Genomic DNA, 14,136 nt, shown 5'->3' with positions numbered 1-14,136 from the left:
CCCGACGGGCGGGGACCTCCGCCCGAGGCGGTGACTGAACGTCCGGCTACGCTGACCGGGACCCCGCCGACCGACCCCCGAGGACCCCATGGCCGACACCGGCTCCCGCCGCCCGCTCATCATCGCCGCGATCGTCGGCGCCGCCTGCCTGGTGCTCGTGCTCCTCGCCGCGGTCGCCGGCATCGTCGGATTCATGGTCCTCCGCGGCGGGGACGACGAGGTGGCGCCCGCCCCGACCGGGATCCTCGCCCCGCCCGGCGTCGCCGAGGACCAGCCGTACCTCGAACTGTCCTCGAGCGAGGACGGCCCCGTCGTCGACCTCTACCTGGACTTCCTCTGCCCCCACTGCGCGACCTTCCACGAGACCCACGGCGTGGACCTCGAGACCCTCGCCGGCTCCGGGGAGATCACGCTGCGAGTCCACCCCCGGCCGATGCTGGATCCGAACTCGTCCCCCGCGGGCTACTCGGGCCGGGCCGCGAACGCCGCCCTCGCCGCCTACGCCGCGACGGAGGACCCGCAGACCTGGTTCGACGCCGAGCGGGCGCTGTTCGGGAACCAGCCCGGCGAGGAAGGGCTCACCGACGAGGAGCTCGTCGGGCGGATCCAGGAGGCCACCGGCGTGGACGTGAGCGAGGACGTCGCCGCCGGCACCTACCTGCCGTGGCTGCTGGACGTCGTCGAGCCGGAGGCGCTGCAGAGCGTCCAGGGCACCCCCGTGGTGATGATCGACGGCGAGATCTTCGCCGGCGACATCGCCGCCGCGGGTTCCGTGCGCGAGGCGATCGAGGCGGCCTGACCGACCCCGGGTGACCGTCCGGCGACGGGCAGTCGAACACCTGAGGACGCCTCCGGTGCGTCGGCACCAACCGGGCGGAGCGCCCCTACGCTGGCCGTATGCAGACCGAGATCTCCCCCACGCCCGTCGGCCTCACCCGCGACGCCGGGTGGCAGCTCGGCGTCAGCCGCACCGTCGCCGCCCCCGCCTCGGACGTCTGGCGACGCCTGCTCGGCGAGTGGCTCCCCCAGTGGCTCGGCGTCGAGTCCGTGCCGCAGATGGTCGGCGCCCCGGTGCGCGACGGGGCTCGGATCCGAGGGCGCGTCGTCGGCTGCCACGTGGGCCGACGGGTGCGGCTGCGTTGGACCCCCGCGACCCTCGATCACGAGACCGTGTTCCAGGTGACGTTGCACGGGGCCGCCACCGGCACCACGATCGGCATCCACCAGGAACGCCTGCTCGGCGCCGCCGAACGCCAGGGACTCCTCGAGCACTGGACCACCACCCTCGACGTCCTCGTCGAGAGCATCGGGCGGGAGCACGTCATCCGCCACGACCTGCCGAACTGACCGCGGGGGCGGACTGGGCGCGGCCGGTCGGCCAGGCGGCCCGGGCCGGGCGGACAGGTCACGTCCCCCGGGCCAGGCTGGGCCGCGGGCCAGCTGCTGAAACTCCGCGCCGGGCGTGACCTCAAGCCCTGTGGAGCGTTGAGGTCACGCCACACGCAGCTTTTCAGCAGGCCCCCCGCCAGGACCGGGGACTGGGCGACCTGCCGCCCCTCCCACACCAGCCCTACCCCGCCGAGACCTCGTGCCCGAGCGCGCCCTCGCCGTCGGGGATCGTGGCGTGCTCCCGGAGCAGCTCGATCCGGGCGACGTCCACGTCCACTCCTCCCTCGATCCCGGCGACCGTGCCGTCGAAGCGCAGCTGCCACACCGCCCAGTCCTCCTGCTGCGGGCGATCCCGCTCGGCGAAGAGCCAGTCGGGCCGGGAGTCGGTGACGGGCAGACCGTACTGGGTGCGCCAGTCGGAGGAGGAGTAGATCACCAGTCGACGCCCCCACGCCTCCTCGACCGCCGCGGTGAAGGCGTCGATCTCGGCCTGCACGGCGACCACATCGGGCAGAGCCTCGCAGGCGCCGTCGAACTCGAGGTCGAGGGCGGGCGGCAGGGCCGTGTCGTCGGGCGGGGCGGCGGCGAGGAAGTCCGCCGCCTGGGCCGCGCCCGGCGAGCAGAGCGTGAAGTAGTGGTAGGCGCCGGGGGTGATGCCCTCGGCGACCGCGCCGTCCCAGTTCTCGCGGAAGCGGGTATCGGTGTGCCCCACCCCCTCGGTCGCCTTGATGTAGGCGAAGGAGACCCCGTCGGACGCGACGAGCGACCAGTCGATCTGCTGCTGGTGGCCCGAGACGTCGATGCCCATCGTCTCGTCGGCGGCGAGCTCGACGCCGTCGGGGAGCTGGGAGCGGATCGGCGCCTCCGCGGGGGTCGTCGCGACGGCCATCGCCGCGTCGTCGGCGGCGAAGGGGGTCCGGGCCGCCGGGTCCCGACGTTCCGGGTCGCCGCGCAGGGCGCCGATCACCGCGGCGGTGCAGCCGCCGACCACCAGGAGCAGCACCACGGCGAGCGCCGCCGCGACCAGCTGTCGTCGGCGGACCTGCGCGCGCGTGTATCGGGGCACTCGGGGAGGCTACCCGAGGCGCCCCGCTCCATCCGGGACGCTGCGCCCGGTCAGCGGGCGAAGAGCGTGGCGAAGGCGCGCAGCAGGCGGCGCGGCTCGTCGACCGTGAGCGGTTCGAGGGAGGAGAAGATCTCCTCCATCTGGTCGGGCGAGAAGTAGCCGTTGTCGCGGTAGGCGCGGGCCCGCTCGATGATCGAGGGGACGTCCAGCTCGGGATGGAACTGGGTCGCGTACTGGCGGGTGCCGACGCGGAACATCTGCACCGGGGCGGTGGGCGAGCTGGCGAGCGCCGTCGCATGCGGCGGCAGGGTGTGCACCGCCTCCTTGTGCCCGACCAGGCCCAGGAAGGTGTCGGAGAGCCCGGCCTCGCGGACCAGCGGGTCCTCGCGGCCGGCGTCGGTGAGGGTGACCTCGACGGCGCCGAGGGGCTCGCCGTAGGTGTGGTCGATGCGGGCGCCCTGGTGGGTGCCGAGGGTGCCGATGCCGTAGCAGGCGCCGAGGAAGGGGATGTCCTCGGCGATCACCCGGTCCAGCACGCGGAAGATCTCCGCCTCGGCGGTGCGCTCGACCTCGGACTTCGTCTCCTCCGGCTCGGAGACGGTGAAGGGGCTGCCGCCGAGGATGATCCCCGAGAGGTCCTCGTCGCCGAGGTCGGGGAAGGGCTCGCGGTCGACCCGCACCCACAGCAGGTCGGCCTCGTCGAGCCCGGTGAAGTCCAGGACGGACTCCCTCTCGGCCTGGGCGACGGAGTCCTCGGGGCGGGCGGCGATGAGCACGAACGGTTTCACCCCTGAAGGCTAACGCCGCGCGCCGTCGCCGTAGTCTCGACATCGCCCCCGCCGACGCCGCCGCAGGAGATCACATGGCCCCCGTCCCGCCCCGCGCGCCCGAGATCGCCGGGCATCCGGTGCCGCCGCGTCTGCTCGAGAGCGACGATTCCGGCCTGGTCGCCTGGCGGGAGCGGCTCCCCGGCGTGGTCGACGAGCTTCTCGAGTGCTGGGGGCTGCGCGCCGCGGCTCCGTTCCTGCCGGGCGGGTCGAGCGCCTGGGTGGCGCCGGTGGTCACGGCCGACGGCGCGGAGCGCGTGCTCAAGGTCGCGTGGGCTCATGACGAGTCGCGCGACGAGGCGGCCGGGATGGCGGCCTGGCAGGGGCACGGCGCGGCGGGCGTGCACCGGGCCGAGCGTGAGGGGGACACCGCGATGCTGCTGCTGGATCGGGTGCGTCCGGGGACCCCGCTCGCCGAGTGGGGGACCTGGCCGGAGCGGGACGAGGTGGCGGCGGCGGTGATGCGCCGGCTGTGGGTGGCGCCGGAGCGGCTGGTCGGGGCGGAGGAGGCGGCGCGCTTCCGCCCGCTCGCGCAGATGTGCGCCTGGTGGGCCGACGAGGCGGCGGCGCGGGCCGGGCTGGGTCCGACGGGATCGGCCGACGGGCCCGATGCGGCACCGGAGCGGAGCGACCCGTCGGCCGGAGGGCTGCCGCGCGACCTGGTCGACCACGCGCTCGAGCGGTTCCGCCGCCTGCCGGAGGAGTGGGACGGGGAGCACGTGCTGCTCGCGACCGACCTCAACCCCGGGAACATCCTCGCCTCCGCCGACGGCCCCGATCCCTGGGTGCTCATCGACCCGAAGCCGTACGTCGGCGATCCCCACTACGACGTGCTGCAGCACATGCTCAACGACCCGGAGCGGATGCGGGCGGATCCCGGTGCCTTCGCCGACCGGATGGCGCGGCTGACGGACCTCGACCCGGGGCGGGTGCGGGAGTGGCTGCTGGCCCGCTGCGTGCAGGAGTCGGCGTGGATGGACGGGGCGGTGGAGGCGGCGCTGCTCCTGGCGCGGGACATCTGAGCGGGACGGGCGAGCAGGACGTCTGAGCGGGACGGGCGAGCAGGACATGCGAGCGGAGCAGGGGCACCTGCCGGCGGCGGGGACGGCCTGCCGCTGCCGGCGCGGGAGGTCCACAATGGGATCCATGAGCACCCTCGCCGATTTCACCGCGACCACCCTCTCCGGGACCGAGCAGGACCTCTCCGAGTACGTCGGCGAGGTGGTGCTGATCGTCAACACCGCCTCGAAGTGCGGCTTCACGCCGCAGTACGCGGGCCTGCAGGACCTCTACGCCCGGCTCCACGAGCGGGGCCTGGCGGTGCTCGGCTTCCCCTGCGACCAGTTCATGCACCAGGAGCCGGGTTCGGCCGACGAGATCGCCGAGTTCTGTTCGGTCAACTACGGCGTCGACTTCCCGATGTTCGCGAAGATCGAGGTCAACGGCGAGGACGCCCACCCGCTGTACCAGTGGCTGACCGGAGCGCACGAGGGCGTCGAGGCCGGGGAGATCCCCTGGAACTTCACCAAGTTCCTGCTGGACCGGGACGGGCGGGTCATCGCCCGCTTCGCCCCGGACGTGACCCCGGCCGATCTCGCCCCCGAGATCGAGAAGGCCCTCGCCGCCACGGCGTGAGGGCGGGCCGCGGCGCGTGACGTCGGCTGCTCGTCGGAGGAGCTGTCGACCCGTCCCCTGAACGCGGCGGATCGTCGCCTGGGGACCGGGCTCAGCGCCGCGCCGTGCCGGCGGAGGGCAGGGCCCGCAGTCCCGCGAGCAGGAGCAGGATCCCGGCGATCCGGAGCACCGCCGTCAGCAGGCCGACCCCGACCTCGAGGGAGGTGACCACGACCTGTACCGACTGCGGGACCATGTCCAGATTCCCGCTCAGCTCGACCCCGAGCAGGCTGCCCGCGAACCCCGCGAGCATCAGGACGATGCCGCCCTCGCGCAGCCTGCCCCTGCCCCTGCTGGTCACGATGATCGCCAGGACCAGGCCCGCGATCCACGCGGCGACGGAGATCGGGGCCGCGAGGAGGGCCACGAGGGCGACGCCCAGATCCACCAGCTCCTCGCGCAGGAGGGAGACGTCGAGGGCGTACAGGAGCTGGAGCAGCAGGCCGCCGACCCCGAGCACCAGCGACACGGCCGTCACGAGGATCAGCCACCGGGCAGGGCTCCGTGCGGAGCGGACCGGCGGCGCCGCTCCCCCCGTCGGCTGCACCGGGGGCTGCTGACCGGTGTCCGGGATCCCAGACTGCTGCTGACCCGGTGACGGATGCCCGGGATGGGCGCCGTAGGCCCCCTGACCGGCCGGACCGTTCACCTGCGGATACGTCATGTGTTCCCCCTCCGTCTCTTCCCCGCTCACGAGGGTACGGGAGATCGAGGAGGCGCGAACCGTCATCCACATCGGCGAGGTCCGGGGCGACGAGCCCGGTCCCCGGCCCGGCCCCCGAGTTCCCGCACCGAGGCTCCGAGCCTCAGGCCCGAGTCGCCCGCGCCCCTCAGCCGCGGTCGAGCGGCAGCACCGGCACGCAGGCCGGGCTGAAGCCGAGCACCTGCCCGTAGAAGGACAGCCCCGCCTCGAGCGCCGCGATGATGCTCTCCGCCTTCCGGAAGCCGTGCTGCTCCCCCTCGAACAGCAGGTAGGCGTGGGGGATGCCCTTGGCGGCGAGCGCATCGCGCACCCGCTCCGACTGGCTCGGCGGGACGATCCGGTCCTCGTCGCCCTGCAGGAGCAGCACCGGGCACTCGAGCTCGTCGACGTGGTTCAGCGGGGCCCGGTCGACGTACAGGTCGCGACGCTCCGGATAGGGGCCGACGAGCCCGTCGAGGTAGCGCGACTCGAAGTCGTGGGTCTCCAGCCGGAAGCTCTCCAGCTCCGCGACGCCGAAGCTCGAGATCCCGGCGGCGAAGGTCGTGGTGCGGGTGAGGCAGGCCAGCGTGGTCCAGCCGCCCGCGCTGCCGCCCTCGATCGCGAGCCGGGTCCCGTCGGCGATGCCCTCGGCGACCAGGTGCTCCATGACGGCGACGGTGTCGGTCACATCGACCACGCCCCACTGGCCGCGCAGGCGGTCCCGGTACGCGCGGCCGTAGCCGCTGGAGCCGCCGTAGTTGACCGCCACCACGCCGAGCCCGCGGGAGGTGTAGTACGCGACCGGCAGGGACAGCACCGGGGGGACGTGCGAGGTCGGGCCGCCGTGCACCTGGGCGATGACGGGCGGTAGCTCGCCCTCGCGGCCGGCAATGCCCTCCTGCCGGGGGCGGTAGAGGATCGCGTGGACCACGCCACCGCCGGGCAGCGGCACCTCGATGCTCTCGCCGACCGGGAGCAGGGAGGGGTCCGGGGCGTCGTCGCGGGAGGAGCGGAGCACCCTCCGCGGGGACAGCGCCGGGGCCGACGCGCCGGGGCCGGCGGCGGAGCCGAGGTCCAGGTGCGCCGCCTGGATCGCGACGAACTCGGTCGGGGAGGCGCCGGCGAGCACCAGCAGGCCGTCCTCGCGCAGCAGCGCGGTGCTGATCTGCGTGAGCGGGCAGTCCAGCGGGGTGAGCTCGCCAGTGCTCGGTCGCAGCAGGCCCAGCGCGGTGGCGGCGCGACCGTACCGGACCAGCAGGAGGTCGGGGCTCAGCACCTGGTACCAGGTGGTGCCGAGCGCCCACATCGACCCGGCGAACTCCTGGTCGAGCTCGAGCACCTGACGGGTGCCGTCGGCCGCGGACCACACCCACGGGTTCCACCAGCCGCTCTCGTCGGAGACGAACAGCAGTCGCTCGTCGTCGAGCCACTCGGGCTGCAGCACCGAGACGTCGGTGCCGCCGGCGATCGCCTCCCCCTCCCCCGTGGAGCCGCCGAGCAGCGGCGCGACGTGCAGGGTCGTCCCGTCCCACGGCATCTGCGGGTGCTCCCAGGACAGCCAGGCGAGGCGGCTGCCGTCGGGGCTGAGCCGCGGATGGGCGACGAAGCGGCTGGCCGGGGTGACGCGGCGGATCGCCGCGGGGTCCTCGGCGGCGGAGCCGTCCAGCGGGACCGCGGCGATGTACCGCTCGATGTGCGGGGCGCCGTCGGCGTCGGTGCGCGGCCCCTCCGCACCGCCGGTGTGGTCCTCGCACACCCACCACACCTCGACGGCGCCGTCGGCGAGGGTCACGGGGGTGGGGTCGGCCCAGCGCAGCGAGGGTCCGCCGGCGGTCCGGACCTCGGGGCCGACGGGGGTGAGCGGGCGCGGCGCCCCGCCCTCCCGGAGCGCGTGGACGCGCTGGTCCTCGAAGTTCACGTAGACGACCAGGGGCGCCGCGGCCGACGGGGCGGTCGGGTCGGCCGACGGATCGGCGGGGTCGGCCGACGGGCCCGCCGGCTCGGGCACCACGGCCCAGCTCGCACCGCCGTACTCGTGCACCCGGGAGCGGGCGTTGTACGGGGCGGGCAGCACCGTGACGGCCTCGTGGTCGCCGGAGCCGTCGGCGGCGAGGGGCCCGACGGTGCGGCGGATCGCCTGGCGTCCACCCTCGGTCGCGATGCCCTCCGTCCACCACACGTGGTCCCCGACGAGCGCGGGCGCCCCGAGCCGGGTGCCGCCCGTGGCGAGCAGCTCGGCGGTGATCGGGGAGGGCCAGGAACCGTACGGAAGGGTCGTCACCATGGGGGACACCCTAGGCAGGTCGGCGGTGATGTGCGGGGGAATCAGCGCTCGGACTGCAATCGCGCGAGCACGTCGCGCCGATAGGACTCGACGTCCAGGTCTCCGAGCGCGAACTCGACGAGGCGGACCACGTCCTCGTCCGACGGGTTCCACCCATCGTGGATCGTGTTGGCGAGAGCGTTGACGACCGCTCGGCGAGCGTGCTCGTCCAGTGGGGCGAGCTGCTCAGCCCAGCGCGTCGAGATCGGATCTGAGGTCATGGGGCTCCTTCCCCTCCGGGCCGACGCTGGCTATCGCGACCCGTCGACATCACATCACACCAGGATCGTCCCCTCCACGGTGGGCACGGTCGCGCCGCCCACCCAGAGGGTGCCGTCCTCGTCCTGCTCGAGCGAGATGCGGCCCTCGCGGCCGAGCACCGTGCCCTGCGCTGCGGTCCATCGCTGCGGTGCCTCGCCGCGGGCGACGAGCCATTGGCCGATCCCCGCGTTGAGACTGCCGGTGACCGGATCCTCCCCGCCGCCGGGGAGGAAGGCGCGGACCTCGTAGAGCGGGGCATCGCCCGCGCCATCCCGTGCTCCGCTCCCCCACCGGCCGAGGACGCCGACCTTCCGGTCGCCGAGCCGCACCGGGTCCGGCCGCAGCTCGAGCACCTGCTCGGCGTCCTCGAGCTCGAGGACCTGCCAGCCCGGGCCGTTGTCCGCCCAGGCATGGCCGCGCACCGCGCGGCGGTCCACGCCGAGCGCGGCCGCGATCGCCGCCACCTCGTCCTCCTCGATCGGACCCTCGCGGAGCAGCGGCGGCGCCGCGAAGGCGAGCGAGGCCCCGTCGGCCGCGAGGGCGTCCGCGTCGGCCCTGAGGGCAGCGCCGTCAGCCCCTGTGCGGCGCACCGTGATCAGACCGGCCGCGCACTCCTGCACGATCCGCTCCCCCGCGGGGACGCCGCCCGCGAGCAGCCACGCCCGCGCCGTGCCGAGCGTGGGATGACCGGCGAAGGGCAGCTCCCCCGTCGGCGTCCAGATTCGCACCCGGTAGTCGGCGCCGGGGACGGTCGGGGCGAGCAGGAAGGTCGTCTCGGAGAGGTTCGTCCACCGCGCGATGCGGGCCATGTCCTCCGCGGACAGGTCATCCGCCTCGAGCACCACGGCGAGCGGGTTGCCGCGCTGGGGCCGATCGGCGAAGACGTCGAGCTGGAGGAACGGGCGGCGGCAGGGCGCAAGGGAGGACGGAGCCATGGCCCCATCCTCCCTCGCCCCGTCGGCCCTCGGACCCGCTCCTCAGCGGCCCGCGGCGTCCATGGCCTCGTCCTCGGCCTGGATCGCCTCGATCCCGAAGTCCTCCGGCTCCGACTCGGGGATGTCGGTGCCGTGCAGGGACGCGCCCGCCGTCTCCTTGAGGAAGAGCAGGGCGACCATGCCCACCAGAGAGCCCGCCATCACGTACACCGCCGGGAACTCGAGGAACCCGGTCGACTCCACGACGGCCTCGTTGATCGGCGCCGCCGTCCCGCCGAAGATCGAGGTGAACACGTTGTAAGTAACCGCGAAGCCGGCGAAGCGCACGTGGGCGGGGAACATCGCCGGGAAGGTCGCCGAGATCGTCGACAGCTGCGGGATGTACAGCAGGCCCAGCACGGCGAAGCCCAGGATCGCGAGGCCGAAGCTCTGCCCCATCAGCATGTACATCGGTACGGCCATGACGAACAGGCCCACCATCGAGAACCACCACATCCGCTTGCGGCCCACGCGGTCCGAGAGCGCGCCGCAGAAGGGGATCAGCGCCATCATCGCCACCTCGCCGATCAGGATCACCATCAGCGACTCGTTCGCGGACAGATGGATCTTGGTCTCGAGATAGCCGGGCATGTAGGTCAGCAGGGTGTAGTTGGCGATGTTCAGCGGGATCACCAGCCCGGCCATCACCAGGATCGGCTTCCAGTACTGGACGACCAGGTCACGCAGACCGCCGGTGGCGCTGTCGACCGACTCGTCGGCCTCCTCCAGATCCTGGAAGACCGGCGTCTCGTCGAGCCGGGACCGCAGGTAGAGCCCGATCAGGCCCAGGGGCGCGGCGACGAAGAACGGCAGGCGCCAGCCCCAGGCCGCCATCGCGTCCTCCCCCAGCACCAGCTGCAGCACGAGCACCACCACGGTGCCGAGCGCGAAGCCGCCCAGCGTGCCGAACTCGAGGAAGCTGCCGTAGAGGCCGCGGCGCTTGTCCGGCGCGTACTCGGCCATGAACGTGGCCGCACCGCCGTACTCGCCGCCGGTCGAGAAGCCCTGCACCAGCCGCAGCACGGCCAGCAGGATCGGGGCGAGGATGCCGACCTGTTCATAGGTGGGCAGCACGCCGATCAGGAAGGTCGCGGCCGACATCAGGATGATCGTCATCGCGAGCACCTGCTTGCGGCCCAGACGGTCGCCGAGCGGGCCCCACACGAAGCCGCCGAAGGGGCGGGCCAGGAAGGAGATCGCGAGGAACGCGTAGGTCCACAGCAGGCCCTGCGAGCCCTCCGGGAAGAAGTGGACCGCGATGTAGGTCGCGACCACCGCATAGGCGCCGTAGTCGTACCACTCGGTCGCATTGCCGAGTGCGGAGGCCGCGACCGCCTGGCGGATCGTCCGCCGTGGCGGGAGGTCCTCGAAGGCGGTGACGGTGCCGCCGGGCCCGCCGGTGGCGGGGTCCGGCTGCCCGGGGTCGGGCGTCGTGGGATCAGAGGTCGAAGAGGTCACAGACCGGTCGTCCGTTTCTCGCGCACGTGCCGCAGCACGCTGTGGCGGCGCTCCCCGTCGGCCACCGACGGGCCGGGTCGCGAGGAGCGGCCGATGACAGGTGGCCATCGGACGGTCGGGCACGCGCACCCGGTGCGAGGTCGGTGCGCGGTGGACGCGCGCTGCGCATCCTCCCGACGAGCCCGTCCACCGTAGCGATCTCTTGCGCTCCTGGCCAGGCGGGCGGCCGACGGGGCGACCGACGCGGCCGTCCGACGGAGGGCGAGCGGCCGACGGGGGGCGTCCTGGCCGCGCCAGCCCTCCCGATCGCCGGAAGGCGCCGACCCGCTCGGAGGTCGTTGTGCGACACTGGCCGCGGAGAGCCGGGAAGTCTGGTCGGCACGGGAGGTCCCTCCCGTCCTCACGTCGTCGATGCCGCAAGGACCCCAGCCCATGGCTCTCCCGTCCCTGTCCGTGCATACCGATGTGCGTCTCGGCCCCTCCTCACCTCGGCCTTCCGGCGCGAGCGCGACCGATTCCCACCGGTCCGCTCCTGAAGGCGAGGTGGTCCTCGGTGACCTTCCCCGTGTGGACCCTGATCCCGTTCGTGCTGATGCTGCTCGGCATCGCGATCTTCCCCCTGGTCCCGGCGATCGCGCACCACTGGGAGCGGCCCCGCAACCAGCTGATCTACGCGCTCGTGCTCGGTGTGCCGGTCGCGATCGGGCTGCTGCTGGCCGCGCATCCGGAGCTGCTCGCCCATGCGCTGATCGAGTACGTGCAGTTCATCGTGCTGCTGCTGGCGTTGTTCACGGTCTCCGGCGCCGTGGTGCTGCGCGGCGACCTCCCGGCCACGCCCCGGGTCAACACCACCTTCCTCGCCGTCGGCGGTGTGCTGGCGAGCTTCATCGGCACCACCGGCGCGGCGATGCTGCTGATCCGGCCGATCCTCGCCACGAACGCGGAGCGCCGCTACCGCGCGCACACCGTGGTGTTCACGATCTTCGTCGTCGCCAACTGCGGCGGGCTCCTCACCCCGCTCGGCGATCCGCCCCTGTTCCTGGGGATGCTCCGCGGCGTGCCCTTCACCTGGACCTTCTCGCTGTTCCCGCAGTGGCTGTTCGTGCTCGCGCTGCTGCTCGTGACCTACTGGGCGCTCGACCGCCGCTACTACTCCCGCGAGACCCCCGAGGCGATCGCCCAGGACAACGCCCAGCGCCGCCCGCTCAGCCTCGGCGGCGCCCCGAACCTGATCTGGTTCGCGGTGATTATCCTGTCCGTGGCCTTCGTGCCCTCCCTCGACATCGACGCCGTCGCCCACGGGCACCTCGAGGGCACCAACTGGGTGCCCTGGCGCGAGCTGGTCATGCTCGCCGCCGCCGCCGGCTCCTACGTGATGGGCTCGAAGCAGGTGCGCTTCACGGAGAACGAGTTCAGCTGGTCGCCGATCGCCGAGGTGGGCGCCCTGTTCATCGGCATCTTCCTGACCATGGTGCCGGCGCTGCAGGTGCTGCGCGCCGCCGCCCCGAACTTCCCGCTCAACGAGATCACGATCTTCTTCTTCACCGGCGGCCTCTCCGCGGTGCTCGACAACGCCCCCACCTACGCGACCTTCTTCGAGATGGCCACGCAGGTCGCCGGGGAGCCGCGGGTGGCCGACGTCCCCGAGGCGCTGCTGGTGTCGATCTCCCTCGGCGCCGTGCTGTGCGGGGCGATGACCTACATCGGCAACGGCCCGAACTTCATGGTGAAGTCCGTGGCGGAGGACCAGGGCGTGCGCATGCCCGCCTTCTTCGGGTACGTGAAGGCGGCCTTCGAGTTCCTCGCCCCGGTGCTGCTGGCCATGGTGCTGCTGTTCCTCGCCGATCCGTGGTGGGCGAAGGCCCTCGGCGGCGTGGTGGTGGTGCTGGTGCTGCTGCGGGCCGTCCGCGATGCCACCGCCCCGCCGCCCCAGGTGATCAGCCGCGGCGCCCGCCGACGCGCCGAGGCCGCCCCGGCCGCCGACGCGACCGACGATCCCCGGACCCCTGACGTCGGCCCCACCGCGCCCACCTCCCCCTGAGCCGCCCCGCCGGGCGGCTCGACTCCGACCCACCGCCGCCCACCGCAGGAGGCTCCTCCGTGACCACTCCCCCCGCCCAGCCGTCCCGGCTCGGCACCTACCGCACCTACACCCGGTTCGAGGCGGTGATCACCCGCGCCATCCCCGGCGGGGCGCTGCTCCTCGCCGCGACGGTGCTCGCGCTGCTGCTCGCGAACTCGCCGGCCTCCGGCGCCTACCTCGCCCTGCGCGATGTCCACCTGGGATTCGAGATCGGCCCGATGAACCTCGACCTCTCCCTCGCGCATTGGGCGGCCGACGGGCTGCTCGCGATCTTCTTCTTCCTCGCCGGGCTCGAGCTCAAGCAGGAGTTCACCGTCGGCGACCTGCGCAGCCCGAAGAAGGCCTTCGTGCCGATCGCCGCGGCCTTCGGCGGCGTCGCCGTGCCCGCGATCCTGTACACAGTGATCAACCTCGGCGGCCCCGAGGGAGCCGCGGGCGGCTGGGCGATTCCCGCCGCGACCGACATCGCCTTCGCCGTCGCGATCCTCGCGCTCGTCGGCTCCTCGCTGCCGGCCGCGCTGCGCACCTTCCTGCTCACCCTCGCGATCGTCGACGACCTCATCGCCATCACCATCATCGCGATCTTCTACACGAGCGACCTGCGGCTGTGGTTCCTCGCCCTCGCCATCGTGCCGATCGCCCTGTACCGGTGGCTGGTGACGAAGCACGAGGCCCTCTTCGCCCGGAAATACTGGAGCGCGTGGGTGATCCTGCTGCCGCTCGCGCTGATCACCTGGGCGCTGTTCCTGAACTCCGGCGTGCACGCGACCATCGCCGGCGTGGTGCTCGCCTTCCTGGTCCCGACGAAGAGCCTCTCCGCGCACACGCGCGAGCACTCCCTCTCCCACACCCTCGAGCACCGGCTGCGCCCGCTCTCCTCCGCCTTCGCGGTGCCGGTCTTCGCGTTCTTCAGCGCCGGCGTCGCCGTGGGCGGGCTCAGCGGCCTGGTCGAGTCGTGGCAGTCCACGGTGGCGCTCGGGATCATCGTCGGGCTCGTGGGCGGCAAGATCCTGGGCATCATCGGCACCACCTTCCTGGTCACCAAGCTGACCAGCGCGCGCCTCGACACCGACCTGCGCTGGCCGGACATGCTCGGCATGGCCTCGATCGCGGGCATCGGCTTCACGGTCTCGCTGCTGGTCTCGGAGCTGAGCTTCTCCGCCGAGGACCCGCTGCAGGACGTCGCCAAGGTGGGCGTGCTGACCGCCTCGGCGCTCGCCGCGGTGCTCGGCGCCGCGATCCTCCTGCCCCGCAACCGGATGTACGCGAGGCAGCAGCGGGAGTCCGGCGCGGCGCCCGACGGCTACGACCGCGGGGCGGACTGGGGCGCCGACGCCTGAGCCCCGGGCACGGCCGACGTCCGGGCCGGACGTCCCATGACGAGGGCGACCCCGTAGCA

At 73.3% G+C, this 14,136-nt stretch carries 13 protein-coding genes; 6 read left to right on the top strand and 7 right to left on the bottom strand.

The annotated features are described in order from the left end of the window. Positions 1–88: 88 nt before the first annotated feature. Positions 89–799 carry a DsbA family protein gene (locus ACZCAH_RS08890; protein WP_464340722.1) on the top strand — a complete coding sequence of 237 codons (711 nt, stop codon included), beginning with the start codon at positions 89–91 and terminating at the stop codon, positions 797–799. 98 nt (positions 800–897) lie between these two features. Continuing rightward, positions 898–1,347, top strand: coding sequence for an SRPBCC family protein (locus ACZCAH_RS08885; protein WP_464340721.1), 450 nt, complete (start codon positions 898–900; stop codon positions 1,345–1,347). A gap of 223 nt (positions 1,348–1,570) precedes the next feature. Here ACZCAH_RS08885 and ACZCAH_RS08880 read toward each other — a convergent pair whose 3' ends face one another. Next, a complete protein-coding gene (locus ACZCAH_RS08880; RefSeq protein WP_464340720.1) occupies positions 1,571–2,455 on the bottom strand; it encodes a GH25 family lysozyme in 885 nt (294 codons plus the stop codon). A 50-nt stretch (positions 2,456–2,505) separates the two neighbouring features. Further along, the gene (locus tag ACZCAH_RS08875; protein ID WP_464340719.1) at positions 2,506–3,243 is read right to left on the bottom strand and encodes a glutamine amidotransferase; all 738 of its coding nucleotides are present in this window, start codon (positions 3,241–3,243) and stop codon (positions 2,506–2,508) included. 74 nt (positions 3,244–3,317) lie between these two features. Here ACZCAH_RS08875 and ACZCAH_RS08870 point away from each other — a divergent pair, with 74 nt between their 5' ends. Next, complete coding sequence (locus ACZCAH_RS08870) at positions 3,318–4,304, top strand: aminoglycoside phosphotransferase family protein (protein ID WP_464340718.1); 987 nt, start codon at positions 3,318–3,320, stop codon at positions 4,302–4,304. A gap of 124 nt (positions 4,305–4,428) precedes the next feature. Beyond that, a complete protein-coding gene (locus ACZCAH_RS08865; protein WP_464340717.1) occupies positions 4,429–4,917 on the top strand; it encodes a glutathione peroxidase in 489 nt (162 codons plus the stop codon). A gap of 91 nt (positions 4,918–5,008) precedes the next feature. Here the strand turns inward: ACZCAH_RS08865 and ACZCAH_RS08860 are convergent, their stop codons facing one another. From ACZCAH_RS08860 to ACZCAH_RS08840, 5 genes are all read right to left on the bottom strand, one after another. Further along, on the bottom strand, positions 5,009–5,620 hold the full coding sequence (locus tag ACZCAH_RS08860) for a hypothetical protein (protein WP_464340716.1): 612 nt from the start codon (positions 5,618–5,620) through the stop codon (positions 5,009–5,011). Positions 5,621–5,786: 166 nt separating this feature from the next. Next, a complete protein-coding gene (locus ACZCAH_RS08855; RefSeq protein ID WP_464340715.1) occupies positions 5,787–7,922 on the bottom strand; it encodes a dipeptidyl-peptidase 5 in 2,136 nt (711 codons plus the stop codon). A 41-nt stretch (positions 7,923–7,963) separates the two neighbouring features. After that, entirely contained in the window at positions 7,964–8,182 is a 219-nt protein-coding gene (locus ACZCAH_RS08850) for an antitoxin VbhA family protein (protein ID WP_464340714.1), read from the bottom strand. Between the two features lie 54 nt (positions 8,183–8,236). After that, a complete protein-coding gene (locus ACZCAH_RS08845; RefSeq protein ID WP_464340713.1) occupies positions 8,237–9,157 on the bottom strand; it encodes a PhzF family phenazine biosynthesis protein in 921 nt (306 codons plus the stop codon). Positions 9,158–9,199: 42 nt separating this feature from the next. Then, positions 9,200–10,654: an MFS transporter gene (locus ACZCAH_RS08840; protein WP_464340712.1), complete on the bottom strand. Its 1,455-nt coding sequence runs from the start codon at positions 10,652–10,654 to the stop codon at positions 9,200–9,202. 553 nt (positions 10,655–11,207) lie between these two features. Here ACZCAH_RS08840 and ACZCAH_RS08835 point away from each other — a divergent pair. After that, a complete protein-coding gene (locus tag ACZCAH_RS08835; protein ID WP_464340711.1) occupies positions 11,208–12,695 on the top strand; it encodes a sodium:proton antiporter in 1,488 nt (495 codons plus the stop codon). Between the two features lie 59 nt (positions 12,696–12,754). After that, on the top strand, positions 12,755–14,077 hold the full coding sequence (nhaA, locus tag ACZCAH_RS08830; RefSeq protein WP_464340710.1) for a Na+/H+ antiporter NhaA: 1,323 nt from the start codon (positions 12,755–12,757) through the stop codon (positions 14,075–14,077). Positions 14,078–14,136: the final 59 nt, after the last annotated feature.

It is taken from the genome of Brachybacterium sp. B718/18, assembly GCF_055454375.1.
The sequence above is the reverse complement of the archived record's forward strand: the minus strand, read 5'-3'. Positions and strand labels throughout refer to the sequence as shown.